Raw genomic sequence first — 25,249 nt, forward strand, 5'->3', positions numbered from 1 at the left:
TTTGCTTGAAGCTTGCGGCTTGAAGCTGGAAGCTCAACACCTCCCTGCAAGACAAGGGCAGTACCCATGAACCAAACGAACAACATCCCGGTCAGCTTCGAGTTCTTTCCGACCAAGACCGATGCCGGGCATGAGAAGCTGATCGCTGCCGGCCATGTACTGGCCGCTGAGAATCCCGAGTTTTTCTCGGTCACTTACGGCGCTGGCGGTTCTACCCGCGACCGTACCCGCAAGACCGTGTTGCAACTCGACAGTGAAGTGAAGGTACCTACTGCACCGCACCTCTCCTGTGTCGGTGATTCACTGGACGACCTGCGCAACCTGCTGGGTGAATACCGTGAAGCCGGCATCAAGCGCATTGTTGCGCTGCGCGGCGACCTGCCCTCCGGTATGGGCCAGGCCTCGGGAGAGCTGCGCTACGCCAACGAATTGGTCGAGTTCATTCGCCGTGAAACCGGCGACCACTTCACCATCGAAGTCGCCGCCTATCCCGAGGCACATCCGCAGGCCGCCCACTTCGAAAGCGACCTGAAGAACTTTGTGCGCAAGGCCCAGGCCGGCGCCGACAGCGCCATCACCCAGTACTTCTTCAATGCCGACTGCTACTTCCACTTTGTCGATCGGGTGCGCAAGGCCGGCGTCGAGATCCCCATAGTGCCGGGTATCATGCCCATCACCAATTACAGCAAACTGGCGCGCTTCTCAGACGCCTGCGGCGCCGAAATCCCACGCTGGATCCGCAAGCAGCTGGAAGCCTACGGTGACGACAGCGACAGCATCTGCGCCTTCGGCACCGAGGTCATCAGTCAGATGTGCGAACGGCTGGTAGAGGGCGGCGCACCCAGCCTGCACTTCTATACGCTGAACCAGGCCGAACCCAGTCTCGACATCCTGCGTAATCTGCAGGGTCGCTAGCGGCAGACTACACTGCAGCCATGCGCTTTCATCTCCTGCTCTGGCTCAGTCTGCTGGTGCCCGGGCTCGCAACGGCGACCACGCTAAAGGTCGTCAGTGAGCCCTGGGTACCCTACATCTTCGAGCAGGACGGTGAGCTGCACGGCATCGACTACGAAGTGACCCAGCAGGTATTGACGCAGCTTGGTTACCAGCTGGAATGGGAATTGGTGCCCTGGAAGCGCGCGCTGCTCAGCGTTGAAAGCGGCCGCGCCGATGCGATTCTCGACATTCTCGCCACGCCGGAACGCCGCCAGACGTTGATCTTCCCCACCGAGCACCTGTCGCTCAACGACTCGGTCCTGTTCTACGCTCGCCAGCACCCCCACCCCTACGCCAATCTGCAGAGTCTGCGCGGCCTCACTGTCGGTGTGGCACCGGGCTACAACTACGGCAATCCTGACTTCCTCGCGGCTGACTACTTCACCCGTGAGCCCGCACCCACCAACGAAGCCAACCTGCTCAAGCTGCTGAACCAGCGGATTGATCTGGCTCTGATTGATCGCCGGGCCGGCTTGCATGAGCGCCAGCGACTAGGCCTGCAGGAGCAGATCGGTTTCGACCCGCAACCACTTGCCAGCGGCAAGCTGTACCTGGCTTTCCACCGCGGTACCGGCAAGGTAGAACTCAGCCACGCCTTTACCACCGAGCTCAGACGCTTCAAGGCGAGCGAGGCCTATCAGCAGATACTCGCGCGTTACGGTCAGCGCGCGTCGCTCCACTAGCGACAACCCGCGAGCCAGAGGCTGTTACTCCTGGCGGCAAGCAAGCTAGACTGACCCCATGAGACTACCCGCCTGGCTGTTACTGCTCCCCCTGCTTGCGTGCCCCATGGCACGCGCGGAGCCGTTGAACATCGTCAGCGAGGCCTGGCCACCCTACATCTATGAAGAGGCGGGCACCCTGAAAGGCGTCGATTACGACGTCACCAACCGCGTGCTGGGGCAACTGGGCTACGAAGCCCGCTGGCAATTGCTGCCCTGGCGCCGCGCGCTGCACGACACCGCCAACGGCAGTGCCGATGCGATTCTCGATATATCACCCAACCCCGAGCGGGAGCAGCAGTACATTTTTCCGCATGAACCGCTGTCGCGCAGCGAGTCCGTGCTGTTTTACCGTATTGATCGGCCCCATCCATTCACCGGCCTGCAGGACCTGCGCGGCCTGAAGATCGGTGTATCCGCCGGCTACGTTTACGGCAACTCGGAATTCATGCACGCCGATTACTTCAGCCGCGAACCCGCCGCCAGCACCGAAGCCAGCCTGTTGATGCTGATGCATGAGCGCGTCGACATGGTGATCATGAACAAGCGCGCGGGCCAGTTCACCCTGCGCCAACTAGGGCTGGAGCGGCAGGTCACGCACCATCCGCTGGTGGTCAGCAGCGGCGCACTGTTTCTGGCGTTTCACCGTAGCCCCGATATGGCAGCACTGGCCAAACGCTTCAGCAGCGGCCTGAGCACCTTCAAGCGCAGCAGCGAATACCTGCAGATTCTGCAACACTACGGCCTGACCGAGCTGTAAGCCTGCCCGCACCACCAGGGCCGAATGACCGCCGAGCGGTCCGGGATGTGACCCGGCAGGCTTTCTGTTATACTCGCGCCCCTTCATTCCAGGCCGCACGGACAAGCGGCAGGTATGCAACCCCTTGGCGGGCAGTGTCACCCCGACACCAGCTCGCAGGAAACCGGTTGTTATCTGCCTGTTCGCAACGGCCATCACAGGGTTATCTGAATGTCCTTTGCTTCCTTGGGCCTGTCCGACGCACTCGTGCGCGCGGTGGCAGCCACCGGTTATACCAATCCCACGCCTGTTCAGGCGCAAGCTATTCCCGCTGTACTCGAAGGCCGCGACCTGATGGTTGCCGCCCAGACCGGCACCGGCAAGACTGCCGGCTTCGCCTTGCCGGTCATCGAACGGCTGTTTCCTGCCGGCCACCCTGACGCCAATCACCGCCGTGCACCCAAGCAGGTACGCGTACTGGTGTTGACGCCGACCCGCGAGCTGGCGGCCCAGGTGCACGACAGCATCCGTGCCTACGCCGCCGAGCTGCCCCTGAAATCTGCCTGCGTGTTTGGCGGCGTGGGCGCCAACCCACAGATGAAAGCCATCGCGCCTGGTCTGGATATCCTGGTCGCCTGCCCCGGCCGACTGCTGGATCTGGTTGGTCAGCGCGCCGTCGACCTGTCCAAGGTCGAAGTGCTGATTCTTGACGAAGCCGACCGCATGCTCGACATGGGCTTTGTACATGACGTGAAAAAGGTCATCGCCAAGCTGCCAGCCAAACGTCAGACACTGCTGTTCTCGGCGACCTTCTCGAAAGACATCACCGACCTGGCCAATAAGCTGCTGAACAACCCGGCGCGCATTGAAGTCACGCCGCCCAACTCGACCGTCGAGCGCATCAACCAGAAGGTCTACCGCGTAGCCGCTGGCCACAAGCGCGCGCTGGCTGCACATCTGATTACCCAGGGTGCCTGGGAGCAGGTGCTGATTTTCACCCGTACCAAGCACGGCGCCAATCGCCTGGCCGAGTATCTCGACAAGAACGGCCTGCCCGCTGCCGCGATTCATGGCAACAAGAGCCAGAGCGCGCGTACCAAGGCGCTGGCTGACTTCAAGGCCAACAAGCTGCGCATTCTGGTCGCAACCGACATCGCCGCCCGTGGTCTGGATATCGACCAGCTGCCCCACGTAATCAACTTCGAGCTGCCCAACGTTTCGGAAGACTACGTACACCGCATCGGCCGCACCGGCCGCGCCGGTCGTAGCGGCGAAGCCGTATCTCTGGTCAGCCCCGATGAAGACAAACTGCTGCGCTCCATCGAACGCATGACCAAACAGCGGATCGATGAAGGCTCGCTGGACGGCTTTGAGCCGCCAGCCCAGGCCGAGCTCAACAGCGACCGCCCGGAGCGCCCACGCGGCGGCGCCGGCAGTGGCCGCAATCAGCAGCGCAACAGCGGTGGCGGCGCAGGCAACAACGCGCGCGGTCAGGGCGCCGGCCAAGGCCGTGGCCAGGGCCGCAATGACAAGCCACGTACCGACCGTCCCCGGGGGCCAAAACGCGCCGCCCATGTCATCAGCGAGCCGGAAGACGCGGTGACCCTGGAGCGCCGTCGCCAGGCCAATGGCAACCGCGCCGATCCGCTGCCGCAGGACAAGCCACAGCGCAAGTCGCACAACCGTCGGCCGAACAACCGCGGCCCACAGCGCGAAAAGCCGGCTTTGCTCGGCCCGCGCTGATAGCCGTGGCAGCTGTTGTGATCTAAAGAAAGGGGCTTCGGCCCCTTTTTTTGCGTCTTTTATTCGCGTGTTGCAGCGTTCCCTGTGCCATCACATGACGCGCGCGCTCGTCGCTTCTATAGTGAAGGGTCAAGACCAACCACCACCCAGCAAGTATGACCCGGATGACACTGCACCCCTCGCACCTGATTACCAGCCTGCTGCTGATTGCCACCCCGCCCCTGTTCGCCGCCAGCATAGAACCCGCACCCGAGCCAGGCCTGTGGCATAGCGAAAGCACAACCCTGATCAACGGAGCGGATTTGCAGGCCAAGATGCGCGAAGCGCGTCAGGCGATGTTGGCCAACATGCCCGCCGAGCAACGCGCCATGGTCGAGGAAATGATGGGCAACGCCGAAGATGCCGGCCACCAGCGCTGCATCAGCGCCGAGCTGGCGGAAAAAATGACTGACCCCGAGGCGCTGCTCGCCGACGCCCGCGAGCAGATGCCCGGCTGCGAACTCAAGGTCAAGCAAAGCGATGATGACCGCCTTGAGTTCAGCGGCGATTGCGCCAATACCGACGGTTTTACCGGCACCATGCAAGGCGACATGCAAATGATCAGCAGCCGGGAGATCAAATCCAACTTCCGCGGTGACGGTACCTACCAGCTGCCGGAGCAAGCAGCGGGCGGGCTCGCCGACAAACTCAATGGCCCGGTCAAGGTCGATCACCAGGAGATCAGCAAGTGGGTCGCCAGCGACTGTGGTGATGTACCGGTCGAGTAGCGCTGCTGTTATCTGCCACAGGCAAGAGGTGCTGCCCAGCTCACAACCTGAGCAGCTACCTGTCGTCTCCTGCCGCCCTTGTGCATTATGCTGGCCGGTCTTCTCGACGCTATCGAACAGGATGTCCCGGCATGGCCTCGTTCCACCTTCGCCACCTCCCGGTGTTTTTGCTGATCGCCGGGTGGCTGCCCATCAGCGCGGCTCAGGCAGCAACCCCAACCCATGCCGACATCGCCTACGGCCCCGATCCGGCGACGCAGCTGGATATTTATCTGCCGGCCAGGGCAGCACAGCAGCCCTCAACGCCGGCGATCGTCATGGTGCACGGCGGCGGCTGGCGGCGCGGCAGCAAATCCGCCGCCAGCGTGGTAGACAACAAGGCAGACCACTGGCTGCCACGCGGTGTCGCCTTGATCTCGATCGATTACCGCCTGCTACCCACAGACCCACTGCAACAAACCGCTGACGTCGCTGCCGCCCTCGCTTTCATCCAGCACAACGCGGCGCAATGGAAAATAGACCCACAGCGACTGGTATTGATGGGCCATTCCGCCGGCGCGCATCTGGTCGCCTTGCTCAGTGCCAAGGTTGCAACGATGGGCGACAGCGAGTTGCAGCCCTGGCTTGGCACCTTAGCCCTCGACAGCGCCGCGTTCGACGTGCCCGCCATCATGCAGTCTCGTCACCTGCGCCTGTATGACAACGCCTTTGGCAAAGACCCGGCGTTCTGGCAGGCGGTTTCACCCTTGCATCAGTTGACGCAAGGCATGCCGCCGCTGCTGGCGGTCTGCTCGTCCAAACGCGATACGCCCTGCCCGCAAGCGCGCGCATTTGCCAGCAAGGCGCGCGAACTGGGCCGCCGCGTTGAGGTAATCCCGCTCGACATGACGCACCGCGAGATCAATTCCGCGCTGGGCTTCGATCCGGCCTACACCGCGCAGGTAGATAAATTTCTTGCCAGCCTGGACCCCGCATTCGCAGCGCCGCGAGGCACGCAATGAGCGCCCTCGCGCCCGGTCGGCTGGCGGCCGCCGCCATGGCTTTCCTGCTCTGGGGTGGCTGGGCGTTGCTGGCCAACTGGCCGGCGGGGCACCGGGATGCCGTGACCGCCGGCCTGCTGCAGGGCTGTGCCAGCGCCATCATTACGCTGATCATGGCAGTCTGTGTCGGGGCGCTCTTTGCGCGTTTGCCCGGCCCGCTGCCGCGCATCGTACTGCCGCCCCTGCTGATCGTTTCGGTCAGTTTCAGCACGCTCTGGCTGGCACATACCGCCAACGCCACGCCCACACTCTGGGCCACCATTGTGCCGCCTAGCGTACTGGCCTTCGTCTATTGCCTGTATCTCACCTTATCGCTGGCGCGTGATGCCGGCGCCCGTTCTTCGGAGCAGTAAACCATGACCGACCTGAGTAACCGCCGCCCCCTGAAAATCCGCGACCAGCGAATGATGCGCCGCTTCGCCGCCTGGCTTAGCCGCCGCAGCGTCACGCCCAACCAGATTTCCTTGCTCAGCGTGGTGTTTGCCCTGGGCGGGGGCGCAGCGCTGGTAATGGCCGGGCAGACGCTGGCGAGCGAACGCTCGCTGTGGTTTCTGGCCGCCGCGCTGCTGATTCAACTGCGCCTGCTGTGCAACCTGTTTGATGGCATGGTGGCAATGGAAGGCGGCAAGCAGACGCTGGCTGGCGAGCTGTTCAACGATGTGCCGGATCGTATCGCCGATCCGCTGCTGATCGTCGCCTGCGGCTTTGCGCTGCCGGACTACCCCAGCGCCATGTGGCTGGCCTGGCTCGGCGCGTTACTGGCAGTGATGACCGCCTACATTCGCGTGCTGGGGGTGTCGCTCGGCTTGCCCGCGGATTTTCGCGGCCCCATGGCCAAGCAGCAGCGCATGGCGCTGATCACCGCCGCTGCCGTTATTTCGGCATTGGAAATTTTCTGGGGCCACTACGGCATGGTGCTCTGGATCAGCCTGATCGTTCTGGTGGTGGGTAGCGCAATGACCGCGCTGCGCCGCCTGATTGGCGCCTACCTGCGCCTGCAACAACGTGGAGCCAACTGAAATGGATATCGGCCTGCCCTTCATGCTCGACCTCACCCCCAATGCCCTGGGCGCCATGCTGGTAGTACTGGTCATGCTGGTAGTCGCCTCAATCACCCAGTGGCGTCTGCGCTCGCGCTTAAGCCCGGAAGCACATCTGGAGCTCAAACAGCGCATCAACTCCTGGTGGGTGATGGTCGCGGTGGTGTTCACCGCACTGATGATTGGCCAGGTCGCATCGCTGATCTTCTTCGCCATATTGAGCTTCATCGCCCTGCGCGAGATTTTCTCCATCCTGCCAGTACGCATCAGCGACCGCCGACTGATCCTCGCGCTCTATTTCATGGTGCCGCTGCAGTACTACTGGATTGCCACCGACTGGTACGGCATGTTCATCGTCTTCATCCCGGTTTACCTGTTCCTGCTGATTCCCTTCGGCCTGCTGATGCTCGGCGAAACCAAGGGTTTTATTCGTGCTGTTGGCTCGTACCAGTGGGCGATCATGACCACGGTATTCGCCATCAGCCACGTGGCTTACCTGCTGATGCTGCCGGCGGATCAGAACGCCTCTGGTGGCGGCGTCGGCCTGGTGCTGTATCTGGTCTTCCTCACCCAATTCAACGACGTGGCGCAGTACATCTGGGGCAAGAAGTTTGGCGAGCGCAAGATTGTGCCGACCATCAGCCCGAACAAAACCTGGGCTGGTTTCCTTGGCGGTGTTGCCACCACCACACTGCTGGGCGGTCTGCTCGCGCCCTGGCTTACGCCGCTGAGTTTCTGGCAGGGGCTGGCAGCCGGCCTGCTGATCGGCATCGCCGGGTTTATTGGCGACCTGACCATCTCTGCGGTCAAGCGTGATCTGCGCATCAAGGACACCAGCCAACTGATTCCCGGTCACGGCGGCATTCTCGATCGCATCGACAGCCTGATGTACACCGCGCCACTATTCTTCCACTTCCTCGTTTACACCAGCTACTGAGGCCGCCATGCCGTTCTTTAAACGTCTGCCCAAACGGCTGTTCTTTCTGCTGGTGGTCAAACCGGTCGTGTATCTGCTGCTGGGCCTGAACATCTACTCAGTGCAGCGCCTGCCCACACGCGGCCCGTCAATCCTTGCCGCCAACCACAACAGCCACCTGGACACCCTGGTGCTGATGGCGCTCTACCCGCTCAGCCAACTGCACCGCGTGCGCCCGGTCGCTGCCGCCGACTACTTTTTGCGTAACCGCTTTACCGCTTGGCTATCGCTCAACGTCATCGGCATCATTCCGCTGGATCGGCAGGGGCAAGTCGACAAGGAAAAGGTCTTTGATCAGTGCCAGCAGGCCCTGGCCAACGAAGAAATCCTGCTGCTCTTCCCCGAAGGTAGCCGCGGCGAAGCCGAACAACTGCAACCACTACGCAAAGGCATCTACCACCTCGCCCGCAGCCACCCCGGCACCACCGTCACCCCTATCGCCATGCACGGCCTCGGCCGCGCCCTGCCCAAAGGCGAATCCATGCTGGTGCCGTTTAACTGCGACGTGGTGATTGGTGAGGCGCTGACACCGGGTGAGGACAGTAATGTGTTTATGCAGGAGTTGCAGGCGTCGCTGGAGGAATTGTTGGCGGCGTGTATTACGCGGCGGGATGAGCGGTGGGAGGATTAAGACCACCGGTGTAAGTAATTGCGTTCAGATAAACACATTCTTATGCCCTGATTTTCTTGTGGCAGAGATAACTTTATCGCTCTGAACAGAACGCTTCACCTAGCCCATTTCGAATAGGAGCTGGTCGAAACTGTTAATGGCGCAGCTGTCGTAGCTCAATACTTCCTGAACTGGATCGCACAGCAACTCCTGGGAACAGCCAAATCAAAGTACGATGACCGCTGACTACCAATCCGCCTAAGTAAAAACGTTAGAGGAACGGACTCTTCTCCGTATAGCTATTCTTCATCAAAATAATCGCTATCCAGCTTTGGCAACTTGAGCAAACGAGATGTCACACCGACTTCGTGATCCATCATCAGCTTGACCAGTCGATTGCCGTCTACCAGTACCATGCCTTCTACAGATCGGGAGAATTCGACCGCCTGCGCTGTGAAACCAGACGTGGTTATAAATACGCCACGCTTGGCTTTCTGGCCTGCCAGTGCGCCGAAGAAGGCTTGGAGCTCTGGACGGCCAACGGTGCTCTGCCAACGCTTTGCCTGAACATAGACTTTTTCCAACCCGAGCTTGTCGAGCGAGATAACGCCGTCAATGCCGCCATCACCGCTCCCCCCCACACGCTGCAAATCTGCACGGCTAGTGCCATAGCCAAGGCTATGCAGCACATCCAATACAATGACTTCAAAGCGGTTAGGGCTGACTTGCAAAAGACTATCCAAAAGATCAGCTGCAGTTGCTTCCCTCAGCTCACGCAGGGCCTGCTCCAAACGATCATCAGGGCTTACTGTTGCAGAGTTAGCCAGAAGTACGGATTGCTCTTGCCCATCGAGAGCAACCGCGTCAGGTGGCGACTTGAGTTTTACATTCATGAATCCGATGGCGAGCTGTTCGACTTTTTCGGCGCTAAGAGGAGCAGGGTTCTGTGCAGCGTAAACCGCCCCGGCATCCGTAAGCTTCCAATACCCACGCTTGGCGCTGCTAGACAAGCCTGCCCGCTTTAGGCGGTCATGCGCCCAGCCAGCACGGTTTTTGTAAGTGGCTTGGCCGCTGGCTATCAGTTCTTGGCGCTGTGCTTCAGACAAATTCAGCGCATTTGCAGCGGCGTCATGAGCCACACGCGCTGTCGAGCCACCGGGATTGGCTGCCAAGTAGCGAAGAATCGGTTCAATAAACTGGTCGTAGGTTGGAACTGACATTGCGTCTCCAAGTGCAGACTTGATGGGGCAACCGGCTTAAAGGCTCTGCCTGGTTTTGCACTTCGGAAAAGTGGAGCATCCCCAAAATTTTTGCCCAGCTTTCACCCCTGACTTCACGGTACGAATTACCAGCGCACTGCCACATTTCGGGCATTGCCGCTCAGCTGTCGGATCACTACGCCGCTTAAGGTTCTGCGCGTGCTCGCGGTGAGTAGCGAGGGTAGGTGCGCGGCGGCCGGTTTTCAGGGCTTTGAGCATGGCGTTGACTTCCGCCTCGCTGAACACGCGTTGCTGGAATGACTTGATATAGCGAATAAAGCCGATGCCTTGGGTCACGTTAGCGGGCAGCTCGGTTTTAAAGGTACTGCCGCCGACAAAGGTGATAACCGAGTGCAGGTGCTGGGGGTTAAGGCCCAGCGTGGCTTCTATCGCTTTGAGGTGTTTGTAGTTCTGCCGCAGCGGGTTCTGGAATTTGAAGCTGCGCTTGTAGAGCTTCTGCGTCCAATGGGCTTGTTTTTCGCTGCCGAAAACCCAGCCGCTCATGTTTTTCGTCTCTAGCACGAAGATGCCGTAGGACGAGAGGAAGACGTGGTCGATCTGTGTGGTGCCGTCTGAGGTATTCAAGGTGACGTTATGCAAGCGGCGGTAAATCTGGTTGTCCAACTGCCAATGGGCGAATAGCCGCACCAGCAGCTCGCCGATATAACCTTTGAACCAAGGCGACTTGAGTAGCCCGGCGAGCAACATCAGCGGGATAAGCCAGCTGAGCATGCCCCATGCCTGCGCGATGATGGGAGAGAAATCCATTTCCTGTCCTTGCGTTATTCTGAGTCCACTGGCCTGAGCTGCATGGCCTGATTTAACGAACCCGGTTTACCTGGATAGTACCTAAATTTAGTTTGATGGCACGATAATATTGCGGCCGCTCCGTACAGGCTCGCATCGTCGATGCCATTCAGGCTAGTACAAAGGGTTTCGCTTACCACTTATACGTGACCAAAGGGTTTGCTGCCAAATCCAGGAGGAGCGTTCCGCCGGCTGCTTCCCGCTATAAGCCTTAGCGTTTCTTTGCCAGCAATTCAGAGCGCCCCATCACTTCACTGCTAGGTTCCGGCTTGCGCGCCCCTGAGAAACCGGCCTCTTCAATAGCAGCATCCAACCCACGTAATTGCGGGGCGGCTTTGGCGCTGCGCAGGGTCTCCATCCCGTCGTTCCAGGCATGCACCATCTGCTTGGCCACATCGCGCCATGCCGGTTCGTTCCTGGATGCCTCAATGACCTCTTTACCCACTTCTACTGCTGACTCACAAAGCTGTTCAACCATGGCAGCGTACTGGCGCGGCGCAATACCCAACACTGATTTAAAGAAGGTTTCCAGCGAACGGCCGGGAGTCCAGGTTTGTCTCCCACCGACGGAAAGCGCTGGTGGGCCAGCTGCGAAACGCGGGTAGGCCTGCGTTGTCACCAGGTCATAGACTGGAGTGAAGGCCACATCCGCACGCGAGGTGTAACACAGTGCGATGTTCTTCGAATGGCAGTCCGCATTACGCACTACATAGTTTGCCAGCAGCTGCCAACCAAGGTGCTCGCTCTGAGCCCGGGTTAGGTCTCTCGGAATGTAGGTCCGTGTGGCCTTCCACACCCGCTCGGTGGAAGGCGAGTACTTTTCATGTGGCGGCAAACCCAGCAACCCGCACGCATCTTCTACTCCCCAGCGGGGCACGCCTTGTTCATCAACATCGAAACGGTCCACTACCAGCACCTTCCCGTCCTCAGACATTTGGCAGGAGGCGACCGGTACAACGTTTAAACGAGCAAGCACGCGCATAGTGTAGAACTCGTTGAAACCGAGAAATGGCGTGCTCTGATCAGAGCCTTTGATGATGTGAAATCCGGTGCGCAGGGTCGGCTTCCCCATGGCCTCCGGCTTCTGCACTGCGTCTGTGGCAATGAACTTCGGCACCACGCCAGAGACGGCGACCCGAGCATATTGACGCACCAACTGGGCGAAGTGTTCTGTGGTGTTTTCTGCCGTGAGCAGTTGGCTTATTTCCAATGGCTGCATTTCACTATCAGGCCGCACACCCTCAGGTGTGACCGACACTCTGCCGATACCTGCGCCTCCGACCAGAGCGAGCAGCGATAAGTCAGTGCCATCAAGCAACGCGCCAAATTCCTCGCGGATAACGCCCAGCAAATATCCTTCAGGAAGGTTCTGCCGGAAAAATGGAAATAGGTCTCGTGGCCAGCGCCATACTTCTTCACGCACGGGCATGGTCAGGCTGACAAAATCTTCCGGCAGTGCGCCTGGCAGGTATTTCAGTACGTATTCATCCCGCTCTCGATAAAGCTTGGCGACTAGCCTGGAGCTGATATGCACGTCGAGCATCATGGCTCGTCTCTCCCTGAGCGCTGCTCTGCGAGGATGTCTTCAACTGTCCTTTCGTGACCGGCCTTTACCAACTTCAAGTCGTAGCCTGCGGCTTCCAGTAAACGAACCAGTGCCGACACACTCATGTCGCCCTTTGCCAGAGTCTCCATGCGCGCCACTGTTGAACGTGACACGCCGGCACGGCTGGCTATTGCTTCCTGGCTTAGGTTCGCATCGCTTCGCGCCTGCTTGAGCATTTCAGACACATCGTACAAGGAGCTCATTTTGTAGCCCTCGGGCATCAAGAAAGAAGAAGATGCCAAGAAATGTAGCCCTTGAGCCACAAAGTTACAACCACTCGCAATCAATATTTGTAGCCCAAAAGCCACAAATAAGTATGTAACAAGGGATACTGTGGCTTGCAGGCTACATTTCTATGGGTGACGCAGTTCTCACGATTCAACGAACTTTTAACCCACATCCCCCTCGTGCCCACCACAACACTCGCCCCAGCCACGCTGCCGTGAGGTATGCCCAATACCCGGATTAAAGCTGTTGGTCGGGTCGAGTTCGCGGTAGAAGTCGGCGAGTGCGGGTTTGGCAACGTAGAGGTGGCCGACATTGTGCTCGGCGGGATATTCGGCGCGGCGCTCGTCCAGCAGCGCCCACATGCGATGCTCCATGGCGAGTGGATCGACGCCCTTGCGCACGATGTAGTCCTGGTGGAAGACGTGGCAGAAGAAGTGGCCGTAGTACAGTTTGTGCACCATGCCCTGCTCCAGCTCGGGCGGCAGGCTTTCTACCCAGTCGCGGTCGTTGCGGCGCAGGGCGATGTCGAGCGCGACTATGTCTTCAACCTCCTTGCGATGTACTTCGCGGTAGCGGATCGCGGCGCCGGCGACGGCGAAGCGATGCAGGAAGGCGCGGCGACCTTCGTCTTCATCGCACTCAAAATAACTGCCGCTGTCCCGTGAGACGAAAAAGCCCCGCAGATGCTCGCGGGTTTGTTCGGCGACGTCATTGGAGACGCGCAGCAGCAGGTGGTGCTCGTAGCGGTCGCGGTACTCGCGCATGCGCTCGGGTAAGTGGCTGGGCAGCAGATCCATGAGTTTCTGGATGATGCGATCGCTCACACCGCGCAACCCAACCCGCTCGAACAGTCCGTCGATGCGGCTCTTGAGCGCAAAGGCGGCGGGCACCTTGGCAGTGCCAAAGCGGTCGATGATCAGGTAGGTGTCCTTGCCGTAGCGCTCGCCAATATCGAAGGCAGTGCGGTGGATGTATTCACCGGCAATCGGCAGGCTGGGCAGACTGGTGAGCAGATAGCGGCGCAGATCGGTGAGGTCCTGCGGGTCGTTGCTGCCGATGTAGAACACGGTGCTGGGCTCCTTGACGAAGGTATCCAGCCGCACGGCAAACAGGCACAGCTTGCCGGCCGAACCCGAGGCTTCAAACAGGCGTGAGGGATCGGCGTTGAAGCGCGCGGGAGTGTCGGCATCCACGTCGCGCACGTGTTCGGAGTAACCTGCATCTGAGGCTTCGGCCGCTTCATTGCGCACGGCGGCTGGGCTGTAGTCGCCCTGCTGCAGACGCGTGAGAATTTCTTCCGGACTTTCGCCCAGCTCAATTCCCAAATGATTGATCAGCGTCAGGCTGCCGTCAGCCTGCACCTGCGCGTAGAGCGCCAGCTCGGTGTAGGCAGGGCCGCGGCGCACCAGGGCGCCGCCGGAGTTGTTGCACACACCGCCGAGTACCGAGGCACCGATGCACGAGGAGCCGATCACCGAATGCGGCTCGCGGCCCAGCGGGGCCAGCTCGCGCTCCAAGCGGTCCAGCGTGGCGCCGGGCAGGCAAACTACCTGCTCGCCCTGGTTGATCAATTGCACGCCGTCCAGACGGCGCGTGCTGATCAGCACAATGTCACGCTCGTAGTTATCGCCATCGGGTGTGGAACCGCCGGTCAGGCCGGTGTTGGCGGCCTGCATGATGACAATGCAATCCGCCGCGACCGCTGCCTGCAAAACCTGCCACTGCTCCAGCAGCGTACCCGGTTGCACTACGGCAAGTACCCGGCCTTCGCCGGTGCGGTGGCCCTTGCGAAAACGTCGGGTCTGCTGGTCGCCGGTCAGCACGTGGCGCGGGCCAACCACGGCGCGAAAACTGGCCAGCAGCGGCTCGCGCGCACTCGTTGCTGCGGCGCTCATAGCCCACGCACCAGCATGTCGGAGTTGATATCGGCGATGGTTTTGGCGCCGGTGAGCACCATGGCCACGCGCATTTCCTTGTCGATCAGCTCCAGCAGGTTGGCTACGCCGGCTTCGCCATCGGCGGCCAATGCGTAAACAAAGGCACGCCCCAGCATGGCGCAGTCAGCACCCAGCGCCAGCATGCGCACCACATCCAGCCCGGTACGCACGCCCGAGTCGGCAAAGATCTTGATTTGCCCTTTCACCGCATCGGCAATCGCTGGCAAAGCGCGTGCAGTCGACAGCACGCCATCCAACTGCCGGCCGCCGTGGTTGGACACCACAATGCCGTCGGCGCCAAAGCTCACGGCATCACGCGCGTCGTCGGCGTCGAGAATGCCTTTGATCACCATGGGGCCGTCCCAGTACTCACGAATCCACTCCAGATCCTGCCAGCAGATGGACGGATCAAAGTTGGCGCCCAGCCAGCCAATGTAATCCGCCAGCCCAGTCGGATTACCGCGATAGGTGGAGATATTGCCGAGATCATGCGGCTTGCCCAGCAGCCCCACATCCAATGCCCAACGCGGGTGCGTCATCGCCTGCAGCATACGGCGCAGTGGCGCGTTCGGGCCGCTCATGCCGGAGTGCGCATCGCGGTAGCGCGCGCCGGGCACCGGCATATCGACGGTAAACACCAGGGTAGTTACCCCGGCCGCCTTGGCGCGTTCCAGTGCGTTCTTCATAAAGCCACGGTCTTTCAGCACATAGAGCTGAAACCACATGGGCCGCTGAATCGCTGGCGCAACTTCTTCGATCGGGCAAACCGAGACGGTAGACAGGGTAAAGGGAATGCCTTTTGTCGCCGCCGCGCGCGCTGCCTGCACCTCGCCCCGACGGGCGTACATGCCGGTCAGGCCGACCGGCGCCAGCGCTACCGGCATAGCCAGGGTTTCGCTGAACAGCCGGGTTTCCAGGCTCAGCTCCGACATGTCGTTGAGTACTCGCTGGCGCAGCGCGATATCGGCCAGGTCCGCTACGTTGCGTTTGAGCGTGTGCTCGGCATAGGCGCCGCCATCGATGTAATGGAACAGGAACGGCGGCAGGCGGCGCTTGGCGGCCGCGCGGTAGTCGGTGGAGGCAGAGATGATCATGTGGGTGTCCCGTTTTCACTTGTACGGCAAACGCCCCGGCGGCAACCGGGGCGCGTTCAAAGCTGGTGTTAGCTGGCCAGCAGCGGATCACTGGCGTTGAGCACGTAGACCGCAAACAGCGCGATCAGGCCCGTTGCCAGCACATAGTAAAGCGTTGGCCAGACGGTGCGCCGCAGGGTGGTGCCTTCACGGCCCAGCAAGCCCACTGTGGCAGACGCCGCCACCACGTTGTGAATCGCAATCATGTTACCCGCTGCGGCGCCAATCGCCTGCGCGGCCACCACCAGCGCGGTGGACAGCCCGAGGTTACTGGCAACACCGAACTGAAACTGGCTGAACATCATATTGGACACCGTGTTGGAGCCGGCAAGGAAGGCACCCAGCGCCCCGATGGCCGGCGCAAACAGCGGGTAGATGCCGCCCACGCTGTCTGCCACGTATCGCGCCATCACGATCGGCATGCTCGGCAGGTCGGCGGCGTTAACGCCGGAGTTGATTAGAATCCGCACCATGGGCACGGTAAACAACAATACAAAACCGGCGCTCAATAACACCCCGCCGGACTCTTTCGCCGCCTTGCCCAGATCGCGCAGCTGCATGCGATGCAGGAAAAAGGTCATCAGTACCACCATCACCAGAATGCCGCCCGGCAGGTAGAGCGGCTGCACGCCGGCGCTGATGCCCGCCTCGCCCAGCAGGTCAGTCGCGCCGAACGAGATCGACTTGAACAGCGCGGTGACCTCAGGGAACACGCGGCTGATGACCAGAATCAGGCCTACCAGCAAATAGGGCAACCAAGCGCGGAAGCTGCTCATCGGCCGTGCGGTCAGATCCTCGAGTTTCATCTCGATGCTGCCCATCCACTGCGCCGGCCACTGCTCACGTGGGGCAAAGTCCCAGGTGGTTTTTGGCACCAGAAAGCCGAACCGTGCGGCGGTAGTAACCACCGCCAGGCCGACCAGGCTGCCCATCAGCGCGGGGAACTCCGGCCCCAGCAAGATGCCGGTCAGCATGTACGGGATGGTGACCGACACGCCAGCGAAGAGCGCAAAGGGCAACACTTCAAACACCGCACGCCAGCTTTTATCGCGGCCAAAAAAGCGTACCAGCATGATGACCATTACCAGCGGCATCACCGTGCCGACCAGGGCGTGAATGATCGCTACCTGACTGGTGATCAACTGCAGATAGGCTTCCCAGCTGGAACCGCTGGCGGCCAGCTGTTCGCCAATGGCCGCATGGTCCAGCCCGGTGCTGACGCCAACGATAATCGGCGTACCTACTGCGCCAAAAGAGACCGGCGTGCTCTGCACCAGCATGCCCATCAGCACCGCCGCCATGGACGGGAAGCCGATGGCAACCAGCAAGGGCGCGGCAATCGCCGCCGGCGTACCGAAGCCGGAGGCGCCTTCGATGAAGCAGCCGAACAGCCAGGCAATGATGATGGCCTGAATACGGCGGTCCGGGCTGATGGTGGTGAAACCGGCACGAATGGCGGTGATGCCGCCGGAATGCTTGAGTGTATTGAGCAGCAGAATGGCGCCGAAGATGATCCACAGCAGCCCCAGCGTGACGATCAACCCCTGCAGGGTAGATGCCAGTACACGGTTGACGCTCATGTCCCAGCCGAACAGTGCAATCGCGGCACTGACCAGATACACCAGTGGCATGGCGCGCCGCGCCGGCCAACGCAGGCCGATCAGCAGAACGCCGGCCAGCAATATGGGGGTAAAGGCCAGCAAGGCCAGAAATCCGGATGACATGAAGCACTCCTGCAAAGGGTTCTTTCTAGTTGTTGTTTAGGTTAATTGGTAATACCAATTTACAATTCAGGCCAGCCAGATTAAAAAAGCATCACCCCGCTGTCAAACTCTGGAAGGTAGACTTTGGTATAGGCGGTTTGGCGCAGCACTTGCCCCGCGCGCTCAAGCCCGCCAGAATTCACCGATTGGTAAGACCAAAAAGGACAACTAATGGAAGTGGGACAGGTTCGACAGCGCAGGCTGGCGGACAACATAGTCGAACAGCTGGAGACCATGATTCTGGAAGGCACGCTGCAGCCTGGCCAGCGGTTGCCGGCCGAGCGTGCGCTGGCTGAGCAATTTGGCGTGTCGCGTCCGTCGCTGCGCGAGGCGGTACAAAAACTCGCCGCCAAGGGGCTGCTGACCAGCCGTCAGGGTGGCGGCAATTACGTCAGTGAAAATCTTGGCTCCAGCTTCAGTGATCCGCTACTCGGGCTACTCGAAGGTCGCCCCGAAGCGCAGCGCGACCTGCTGGAGTTTCGGCACACGCTGGAGGCCGATTGCGCCTACTACGCCGCCAAGCGTGCCACCGAACTGGATCGTCAGAACCTGCAGGCCGCTTACGATAGTTTGCAGGCGTGCTACGCCAGCGGTAGCAAGGCCAGCCGCGCCGAAGAAGGCGCCGCCGATGCGCGCTTTCACCTGGCGATTGCCGAAGCCAGCCACAACATGGTGCTGCTGCATACCATCCGCGGCCTGTTCGACCTGCTGAAACGCAACGTAGTAACCAATATTGGTGGCATGTATGCGCTGCGCGAAGAAAGCCGTCGCATGCTGGTAGCCCAGCATGGCGCCTTGTTTGAAGCCATCATGCAGGGCCAGGCGGACGAGGCCCGCCGCCAGGCCAGCGAGCACATCAGTTACGTGCAGGAAGTGCTGGACCAAAGCCAGCAGGAAAGCCTGCGCCTGGCCCGCGCGCAGCGCCGTGATGGCACGCCAAAGCGCTAACACTCTCCCTTAGCGCGTGGTGGAGCTACCCAACCAGTCGCGCAGCACCTCGGCACTGTGCTCACCCAACAGCGGCGGCGCGCTGCGGTATTCCACCGGCGTACGGGACAGGCGTATGGGGTTGGCCACCAGCGCGACCTCACCCGAGAGCGCATGCGGCAGGCTGATTTGCACGCCACGCGCCTGGATCTGTGCATCAGCAAACACCTGCGCCAGATCGTTGATCGGCCCGCAAGGCACACCGGCCTGCTCCAGCGCGGCAATCCACTCGGCGGTGGTACGAAACACCGTCGCCTGACGGATCAACGGTATCAGCTCCGCGCGGTGGGCGACCCGCTGCGCATTGCTGGCAAAGCGCGCATCACTGGCCCATTCCGGATGCCCGGCGACGTCACAGAAGCGGCGGAACTGGCCATCATTTCCTACTGTGAGAATGAAATCGCCATCGGCCGTAGGAAAGTCCTGATAGGGGACAATATTGGGGTGCGCGTTGCCCAGGCGCTGCGGTGCGACACCGGTGGCCAGATAATTCAGTGCCTGATTGCCCAGACAAGCCACCTGTACGTCGAGCAACGCCAGATCAATATACTGACCCAGGCCGCTGCGCTCACGCTCGTTCAGTGCAGCCAGGACCGCATTACTGGCGTACAGCCCGGTCAGAATATCGGTCAGAGCAACGCCGACCTTGACCGGCCCTGCGCCCTCCTCATCGGCTGCCTTGCCAGTCACGCTCATCAGGCCGCCCATGGCCTGAATCATGAAATCGTAGCCTGCTCGCTTGGCGTAGGGGCCAGTCTGCCCAAAGCCGGTGATCGAGCAATAAATCAATCGCGGATTCAACTGCTGCAAGCTGGCGTAATCCAACCCGTAGGCCGCCAGACCGCCTACCTTGAAGTTCTCGATCAGCACATCGGCCTTGGCCACCAGCTCGCGGACCTGCTGCTGACCTTCCGGCTGGGTAAAGTCGATGGTGATCGAGCGCTTGTTGCGATTGGCCGACAGAAAATACGCCGCCTCGGAGGTATCGCGCCCCTCGGCATCACGCAGATAGGGCGGCCCCCAGGCGCGGGTGTCGTCACCCACCTCAGGCCGCTCGACCTTGACCACGTCTGCACCCAGATCGGCCAGCATCTGCCCGGCCCAGGGGCCAGCCAGTACGCGGGAGAGATCGAGGACTTTCAGGCCAGACAAAGCGCTCATTTCGTTAGCTCCAAGCGGCAAGCTTCAAGCGGCAAGCTAACCGAGCAAATTCGCGGTGAGTTCAAACGGGTCGCCCTGATGCGACCATGAAGGCAAGCAGATCTGCTTGCCGTACTACTGCGGCAGCCAGCCCAACGAGGGACTGCTTACCGCTTGTAGCTTGTAACTTGCTGCTACCTTCAAGCGTTAGAAGAACGCCTGAAGGCCCGTCTGCGCGCGGCCGAGAATGAGCGCGTGCACATCGTGGGTACCTTCGTAGGTGTTGACTACTTCCAGGTTGACCACGTGGCGGATTACGCCGTACTCGTCGGAGATGCCGTTGCCGCCGAGCATGTCGCGAGCAACGCGGGCGATGTCCAGCGATTTGCCGCAGGAGTTGCGCTTCATAATGGAGGTGATTTCCACCGCAGCGGTGCCTTCATCCTTCATACGACCCAGGCGCAGGCAGCCTTGCAGCGCCAGGGTGATCTCGGTCTGCATGTCCGCCAGTTTCTTTTGCACCAGCTGAGTCTGCGCCAGCGGGCGACCGAACTGCAGCCGGTCCATGGTGTACTGACGGGCGGTGTGCCAGCAGAACTCGGCGGCGCCCAGCGCGCCCCAGGAAATGCCATAACGCGCAGAGTTCAAGCAGGTGAACGGGCCTTTCAGACCAGTCACGTGCGGCAGCATGTTCTCTTCCGGCACGAACACGTCTTCCATCACGATTTCACCGGTGATCGAGGTACGCAGGCCAACCTTGCCCTTGATGGCTGGCGCGCTAAGGCCTTTCCAGCCCTTCTCCAGAATGAAGCCACGAATTACATCGTCGTCGGTCTTGGCCCAGACCACAAACACATCGGCGATGGGGCTGTTGGTGATCCACATTTTGGCGCCCTTGAGCAGGTAGCCGCCTTCGGTGCTGCGTGCGCGGGTAATCATCGAGCCCGGATCGGAGCCGTGGTTCGGCTCGGTCAAGCCGAAGCAGCCGATGTGCTCACCGGAGGCCAGCTTGGGCAGATACTTCTGCTTCTGCTCCTCAGAACCAAATTCGTTGATCGGTACCATCACCAGGGAGGACTGCACGCTCATCATCGAGCGGTAGCCGGAATCCACACGCTCGACTTCGCGGGCGATCAGACCGTAGCACACGTAGTTCAGGCCGCTGCCGCCGTACTGCTCGGGAATGGTTGCACCCAGCAGGCCCAGCTCGCCCATTTCACGGAAGATCTCAACATCGGTCTGCTCGTTGCGGAAGGAGTTGAGCACACGCGGCATCAACTTTTCCTGGCAGTACTGACGTGCGCTGTCACGCACCATGCGCTCTTCTTCGGTCAGTTGCTGGTCCAGCAACAACGGATCTTCCCAGTTGAAACTTGCTTTCGATGCGGCCATGAAAACTCCGATAGTCAGGATGTGGGTACAGAGCCCCGTGCGGGACCCTCAGTGGCAGTAACTGTACGCACAGAGATTTGGGCTAACAAGCGTCTTTTGCGCAGCAGCTTGTGCTAAATTGGAACTCCGAAAAAACATAGCGACAAGCCGCAAGCTTCAAGCGGCAGGCAGCACCGGCCCAGCGCACGGACAGCTTGGCGCTTTATACTTATAGCTTATCGCTGCTCCAAAGGAGCCCCATGCGCCGCAAAATCCCACCGACCCAGGCCCTCATTTGTTTCGAGTCTTCGGCCCGGCATGAAAGCTTTACCAAGGCTGCAGAAGAGCTGTCGCTGACCCAGAGCGCCGTCTGCCGGCAGATTGCCAACCTGGAGGAGTTTCTCGATATTCAGCTGTTCCGCCGCACACGGCGCGGTGTAAAGCTGACCGACGCAGGGCAAACCTATAGCCGGCGAATCGCCAGCCGGCTGGATGCGGTAGAGCGCGACACGCTCTCTGTGATGGGTAACCAGGGTACGGCGACGCTGGAGCTGGCGTTGGTGCCGACCTTTGGCACCCAATGGCTGCTGCCAAGGCTAGGCGACTTTCTGCGCCAGCATCCGCAGATCACCGTCAACCTGACCAACCGCACGCGGCCCTTTCTGTTTGCCGATACCGAGTTCGACGCCGCCATCTACTTCGGCGACGGCGAGTGGTCGGGTACACAAACACATTTTCTGATGAAGGAATCGCCCATTCCGGTGTGCAGCCCGGCACTGATAGCACCGCAACATCAGCTGACGCCAGAGCAGATTGCCGAGCTGCCATTGCTGCAGCAAACCACCCGGCCGTACGCCTGGCGGCAATGGTTTGCGGCGGTAGATATGCGCGTTGAGCACGACCTCAACGGCACGCGGCTGGAGCTGTTCTCCATGCTCGCGCAGGCCGCCATGCATGGCTTGGGCGTGGCACTGATCCCGCCGTTTCTGATTCGCAACGAGCTGGCCGAGGGGCGCTTGATCAGCCCCTGCGCGCGCAGTTTCGACAGCGCCAACAGTTACTTTCTGGTGATTCCAGAACGCAAGGCTGAATCCGCTGCGCTACTGGCATTTCGTGACTGGCTGACCGCTGAAGCAGAGCGCTATCGCTTGGAGAACAGCTGATTGCCGTCTGTCGTCACTTGATACAGACAAAAAAAGGGCCTCCGAAGAGACCCTGAGCACAACTTGGAATACTCTCAGGCGCTTACTGACGCACGCCTTCAACACTGATGATCAGCTCGACTTCCTGCGAGGCCGGGCCCAGATCCATGGAGATATCGAAGTCCTTCAGCGCCAGCGTGGTGGTGCCGGAGAAACCGGCGCGGTAGCCGCCCCATGGATCTTCGCCTTCACCGATGAACTTGGCATCCAGCACCACCGGCTTGGTCACGCCATTGAGCGTCAGGTTGCCGGTGATATGGGCGGTGTCATCACCGGTCATCTCTACCTTGCTTGACTCGAAGGTCGCGGTGGGGTGCTCGGCCACGTTGAGGAAGTCGTCGCTGCGCAGATGCTTGTCACGCTCGGCGTGGTTGGAGTCGACGCTGGTGGTGTTGATGCTGACCTTGACCGCACTGGCTTCGGGCTTGTCGGCATCCCAGCTGAAGTCGCCACTGAAGTCGTTGAAGCGCCCGTAGATCCAGCTATAACCCAGGTGGCTGATCTTGAAATTGATTGAGGCGTGCTGCCCCTGTTGATCGATGACGTAATCGGCAGCCTGCAGTGAGCCCGACAATGCCAGCAAACCACCCAGAGCCAATCCTGCGAATGTCTTTTTCATGCTAACTCTCCTTGGTATTGTTCAACCGCATGCCCAGCATGCGGCGCAATGTATCGTCACGATCCAGCCAGTGGTGCTTGAGTGCGCCCAGCGCATGCAAGGCCACCAGCCCGAGTACTCCCATCGCCACCCAGTAATGCACAGCACCGGCACGATCAGCCTGTTGCGGCAAACCGGTTACCAGCGCCGGCACCTCGAACCAGCCGAACAGGCTGATACCCTGCCCCTTGGCGGTTGAAATCAGGTAGCCGCTTATCACGATGATGGCCAGCAACAGGTACAACAGCAGGTGCACCGTCGCCGACAGGGTGATCTCCCATGGCTTGTGGCCGGGGACCGCCTCTGGTTTACGGTTGATCAACCGCCACCCTAACCGCCCCAGCAGCAACGCCGCCAGCAGCAGGCCGATGCTCTTGTGCCAGAACGGCGCACTGGTGTAATAGGGGCTGTAATAGGTCAGGCCGGTCATCCACAGACCCAGCGCAATCAGGCCGAACACGCCCAGCGCCATCAGCCAGTGCAGGCAGACGCTGATCGATCCATAGCGTTGAGCGGTGTTGCGCAAGGGCATGACTGGCTCCCGTTATTTCGGCACATGATCCCATCGAGAGATAGAGACAAAAAGCGCAATATTTGGTTCTAACCCATCAGGTTTCCATATATTTCAGGCAGAAAAAAACCTCCCGCCGCGGCTGCGTGGGAGGTTTTTCTGATACCCGGTCGACTTAGAAAAACAGTCGCTTGAGCTCATATCCCGGATCACTGGCGCGCATGAAGGCCTCGCCAACCAGGAAACTGTAAACGCCGTGCGCCAACATGAGTTCAACGTCGGTGCGGTGCAGAATGCCACTCTCGGTGACCAGCGTCTTGCCCTTGGGAATCTGTGGTAGCAACTCCAGCGTAGTATCGAGGGTAACCTCAAAGGTATGCAGGTTACGGTTGTTGATACCGATAAGCGGGGTCTCCAGCTTGAGCCCGCGCTCCAGCTCAGCGGCGTCATGCACCTCAACCAGTACGTCGAGCCCGTGCTGCTTCGCGGTGGCCGCCAGCTCGTGCATCTGCCCATCCTCCAGGCAGGCCGCGATCAGCAGAATGCAGTCGGCACCCAGCGCGCGCGCCTCGACCACTTGATAGGGATCCACCATGAAGTCCTTACGAATGACCGGCAGCGCACAGGCGCTGCGAGCCTGCTGCAGGTAATCGTCGTGGCCCTGAAAGAAGTCAACATCGGTCAGCACCGAAAGGCAGGCCGCCCCGCCCTCTTCATAGCTGTGCGCAATGGCAGCCGGATCGAAGTCCTCGCGCAGCACGCCCTTGCTGGGCGATGCCTTCTTGATCTCGGCGATCACCGCCGGCTTGCGCGCACTGGCGCGGCTTTGCAGCGCCGCCGCGAAGCCGCGGGTTCGCGAAGCCGCGCCAGCTTGGGTCTCCAGTTCCTGCAGCGATACGCGGGCACTACGCTCAGCGACTTCTTCGTATTTGCGCGCGACAATGTTCTGCAAAATCGTTGGTACCGTCATTGTGCGGCCTCCTCTCTGAACACCTCGGTGAACGCCACCAGCTCATTGAGCTTTTCCCGAGCCAGCCCTGAGTAGAGCGCATCGGAGGCCAATTTCACACCTTCCTGCAACGAGGTGGCGTGATCTGCGGCGTAGAGCGCAGCGCCCGCATTGAGAATGATGATATCCGCCGCCTTCTCGCCGGCCTCGGTGGTGCGCTTGCCCAGCGCATCGCGAATCAGCGTCAGCGACGCTTCAGGGCCCTCAACGGTCAGGCCAATCAGACTGCGGCTTTTGATACCCAACTCTTCAGGGCTTACGTCGTACTCGCGCACCTCGCCGTCCTTGAGTTCGGCAATGTGGCTGGTAGAAGCCAGGCTGAGCTCGTCCAGCCCGTCCTTGGAATGCACCACCAGCACATGCTCGCTACCCAGCCGCTTGAGTACTTCGGCGATGGGGCGGCACAGCGCTTCGGAAAACACACCAATAACCTGATGCTTGACGCCAGCAGGATTGGTCATTGGCCCCAGCATGTTGAAAATGGTACGCATGCCCAACTCGCGCCGCGGGCCAATGGCATGCTTCATAGCGCCGTGGTGGGCGGGGGCAAACATAAAGCCGACGCCCACGCTTTCGACGCAGCGCGCTACCTGTTCCGGCGTGAGATCCAGATTCACGCCCGCCGCTTCCAGCAGATCGGCGCTGCCGCTCTTGCCGGAAACGGCGCGGTTGCCGTGTTTGGCAACCTTGCCACCCGCAGCTGCCACCACCAAGGCCGCGGCGGTAGACACGTTGAAGATGTTGGCGCCATCACCGCCGGTGCCACAGGTATCGACCAGGCGCTCGGCAGCAATGCTGACACCTGAGGCCAGCTCACGCATGACCATGGCCGCACCGGTGATCTCGTCCAGCGTTTCACTCTTCATGCGCAGCGCGACCAGAAAGCCGCCGACCTGTGCGTCGGTGCATTGGCCGGTCATGATCTGGCGCATCACGTCCTGCATTTCTTCGGTACTCAGATCCAGCTGGTCAACCGCCTTGCCGAGGGCTGTCTTGATGTCCATA

At 60.6% G+C, this 25,249-nt stretch carries 25 protein-coding genes; 12 read left to right on the forward strand and 13 right to left on the reverse strand.

The genetic code is table 11. The annotated features are described in order from the left end of the window. Positions 1-66: 66 nt before the first annotated feature. The 10 genes from metF to BLU26_RS09495 all read left to right on the forward strand — a co-directional run bounded on the left by metF (position 67) and on the right by BLU26_RS09495 (position 8,654). Entirely contained in the window at positions 67-915 is an 849-nt protein-coding gene (gene metF / locus BLU26_RS09450; protein WP_092286029.1) for a methylenetetrahydrofolate reductase [NAD(P)H], read from the forward strand. 20 nt (positions 916-935) lie between these two features. After that, entirely contained in the window at positions 936-1,679 is a 744-nt protein-coding gene (locus tag BLU26_RS09455) for a substrate-binding periplasmic protein (protein ID WP_092286031.1), read from the forward strand. Between the two features lie 58 nt (positions 1,680-1,737). Continuing rightward, positions 1,738-2,478, forward strand: a complete 741-nt coding sequence (locus tag BLU26_RS09460; protein ID WP_092286033.1) for a substrate-binding periplasmic protein — start codon at positions 1,738-1,740, stop codon at positions 2,476-2,478. Positions 2,479-2,688: 210 nt separating this feature from the next. Further along, positions 2,689-4,200, forward strand: coding sequence for a DEAD/DEAH box helicase (locus BLU26_RS09465; protein ID WP_092286035.1), 1,512 nt, complete (start codon positions 2,689-2,691; stop codon positions 4,198-4,200). A 164-nt stretch (positions 4,201-4,364) separates the two neighbouring features. Further along, positions 4,365-4,967: a DUF3617 domain-containing protein gene (locus tag BLU26_RS09470; protein WP_157719341.1), complete on the forward strand. Its 603-nt coding sequence runs from the start codon at positions 4,365-4,367 to the stop codon at positions 4,965-4,967. A gap of 131 nt (positions 4,968-5,098) precedes the next feature. Next, positions 5,099-5,968, forward strand: a complete 870-nt coding sequence (locus tag BLU26_RS09475) for an alpha/beta hydrolase (protein ID WP_092286039.1) — start codon at positions 5,099-5,101, stop codon at positions 5,966-5,968. Continuing rightward, positions 5,965-6,360 (forward strand): hypothetical protein, encoded by a 396-nt coding sequence (locus BLU26_RS09480; protein WP_092286041.1) that lies wholly within the window; start codon positions 5,965-5,967, stop codon positions 6,358-6,360. The genes BLU26_RS09475 and BLU26_RS09480 overlap by 4 nt, the downstream gene beginning before the upstream one ends. A gap of 3 nt (positions 6,361-6,363) precedes the next feature. Then, a complete protein-coding gene (locus BLU26_RS09485) occupies positions 6,364-7,026 on the forward strand; it encodes a CDP-alcohol phosphatidyltransferase family protein (protein ID WP_092286043.1) in 663 nt (220 codons plus the stop codon). 1 nt (position 7,027) lies between these two features. Beyond that, positions 7,028-7,984 (forward strand): phosphatidate cytidylyltransferase, encoded by a 957-nt coding sequence (locus BLU26_RS09490; RefSeq protein ID WP_197674477.1) that lies wholly within the window; start codon positions 7,028-7,030, stop codon positions 7,982-7,984. A gap of 7 nt (positions 7,985-7,991) precedes the next feature. Further along, entirely contained in the window at positions 7,992-8,654 is a 663-nt protein-coding gene (locus BLU26_RS09495; protein WP_092286044.1) for a lysophospholipid acyltransferase family protein, read from the forward strand. A gap of 278 nt (positions 8,655-8,932) precedes the next feature. Here BLU26_RS09495 and BLU26_RS09500 read toward each other — a convergent pair whose 3' ends face one another. The 7 genes from BLU26_RS09500 to BLU26_RS09530 all read right to left on the reverse strand — a co-directional run bounded on the left by BLU26_RS09500 (position 8,933) and on the right by BLU26_RS09530 (position 17,327). Next, complete coding sequence (locus tag BLU26_RS09500; RefSeq protein WP_092286046.1) at positions 8,933-9,853, reverse strand: restriction endonuclease; 921 nt, start codon at positions 9,851-9,853, stop codon at positions 8,933-8,935. A gap of 36 nt (positions 9,854-9,889) precedes the next feature. Continuing rightward, entirely contained in the window at positions 9,890-10,660 is a 771-nt protein-coding gene (locus BLU26_RS09505) for a nuclease-related domain-containing protein (RefSeq protein WP_092286048.1), read from the reverse strand. Positions 10,661-10,910: 250 nt separating this feature from the next. After that, positions 10,911-12,245 carry a type II toxin-antitoxin system HipA family toxin gene (locus BLU26_RS09510; protein WP_092286050.1) on the reverse strand — a complete coding sequence of 445 codons (1,335 nt, stop codon included), beginning with the start codon at positions 12,243-12,245 and terminating at the stop codon, positions 10,911-10,913. Beyond that, positions 12,242-12,508 (reverse strand): helix-turn-helix domain-containing protein, encoded by a 267-nt coding sequence (locus BLU26_RS09515; protein ID WP_092288440.1) that lies wholly within the window; start codon positions 12,506-12,508, stop codon positions 12,242-12,244. Before BLU26_RS09515 ends, BLU26_RS09510 begins: the two co-directional genes overlap by 4 nt. Before the next feature lie 186 nt (positions 12,509-12,694). Further along, the gene (gene dld / locus BLU26_RS09520; protein WP_092286052.1) at positions 12,695-14,428 is read right to left on the reverse strand and encodes a D-lactate dehydrogenase; all 1,734 of its coding nucleotides are present in this window, start codon (positions 14,426-14,428) and stop codon (positions 12,695-12,697) included. Beyond that, positions 14,425-15,564, reverse strand: a complete 1,140-nt coding sequence (lldD, locus tag BLU26_RS09525) for an FMN-dependent L-lactate dehydrogenase LldD (protein WP_092286054.1) — start codon at positions 15,562-15,564, stop codon at positions 14,425-14,427. The genes dld and lldD overlap by 4 nt, the downstream gene beginning before the upstream one ends. Positions 15,565-15,632: 68 nt before the next feature. Continuing rightward, positions 15,633-17,327, reverse strand: coding sequence for an L-lactate permease (locus tag BLU26_RS09530; RefSeq protein ID WP_092286056.1), 1,695 nt, complete (start codon positions 17,325-17,327; stop codon positions 15,633-15,635). A gap of 210 nt (positions 17,328-17,537) precedes the next feature. Between BLU26_RS09530 and BLU26_RS09535 the strand changes: the two genes are divergently transcribed. Then, positions 17,538-18,314, forward strand: coding sequence for a GntR family transcriptional regulator (locus BLU26_RS09535; RefSeq protein WP_092286058.1), 777 nt, complete (start codon positions 17,538-17,540; stop codon positions 18,312-18,314). A gap of 9 nt (positions 18,315-18,323) precedes the next feature. Here BLU26_RS09535 and BLU26_RS09540 read toward each other — a convergent pair whose 3' ends face one another. Together BLU26_RS09540 and BLU26_RS09545 are read right to left on the reverse strand one after the other, a co-directional pair. After that, positions 18,324-19,514 (reverse strand): CaiB/BaiF CoA transferase family protein, encoded by a 1,191-nt coding sequence (locus tag BLU26_RS09540; protein ID WP_092286060.1) that lies wholly within the window; start codon positions 19,512-19,514, stop codon positions 18,324-18,326. A gap of 186 nt (positions 19,515-19,700) precedes the next feature. Then, positions 19,701-20,885: an acyl-CoA dehydrogenase gene (locus tag BLU26_RS09545; protein WP_092286062.1), complete on the reverse strand. Its 1,185-nt coding sequence runs from the start codon at positions 20,883-20,885 to the stop codon at positions 19,701-19,703. Between the two features lie 239 nt (positions 20,886-21,124). Here BLU26_RS09545 and BLU26_RS09550 point away from each other — a divergent pair, with 239 nt between their 5' ends. After that, complete coding sequence (locus BLU26_RS09550) at positions 21,125-22,027, forward strand: LysR family transcriptional regulator (protein ID WP_092286064.1); 903 nt, start codon at positions 21,125-21,127, stop codon at positions 22,025-22,027. Positions 22,028-22,109: 82 nt separating this feature from the next. Here BLU26_RS09550 and BLU26_RS09555 read toward each other — a convergent pair whose 3' ends face one another. The 4 genes from BLU26_RS09555 to trpD all read right to left on the reverse strand — a co-directional run bounded on the left by BLU26_RS09555 (position 22,110) and on the right by trpD (position 25,248). Further along, complete coding sequence (locus tag BLU26_RS09555; protein ID WP_092286066.1) at positions 22,110-22,685, reverse strand: YceI family protein; 576 nt, start codon at positions 22,683-22,685, stop codon at positions 22,110-22,112. Between the two features lies 1 nt (position 22,686). Beyond that, positions 22,687-23,256 (reverse strand): cytochrome b, encoded by a 570-nt coding sequence (locus BLU26_RS09560; protein ID WP_092286068.1) that lies wholly within the window; start codon positions 23,254-23,256, stop codon positions 22,687-22,689. 154 nt (positions 23,257-23,410) lie between these two features. Further along, positions 23,411-24,205, reverse strand: a complete 795-nt coding sequence (gene trpC, locus BLU26_RS09565) for an indole-3-glycerol phosphate synthase TrpC (protein WP_092286070.1) — start codon at positions 24,203-24,205, stop codon at positions 23,411-23,413. Further along, a complete protein-coding gene (trpD, locus tag BLU26_RS09570) occupies positions 24,202-25,248 on the reverse strand; it encodes an anthranilate phosphoribosyltransferase (RefSeq protein WP_092286072.1) in 1,047 nt (348 codons plus the stop codon). Before trpD ends, trpC begins: the two co-directional genes overlap by 4 nt. Between the last annotated feature and the right edge of the window lies 1 nt (position 25,249).

Source organism: Halopseudomonas sabulinigri (assembly GCF_900105255.1).
GTDB lineage: Bacteria > Pseudomonadota > Gammaproteobacteria > Pseudomonadales > Pseudomonadaceae > Halopseudomonas > Halopseudomonas sabulinigri.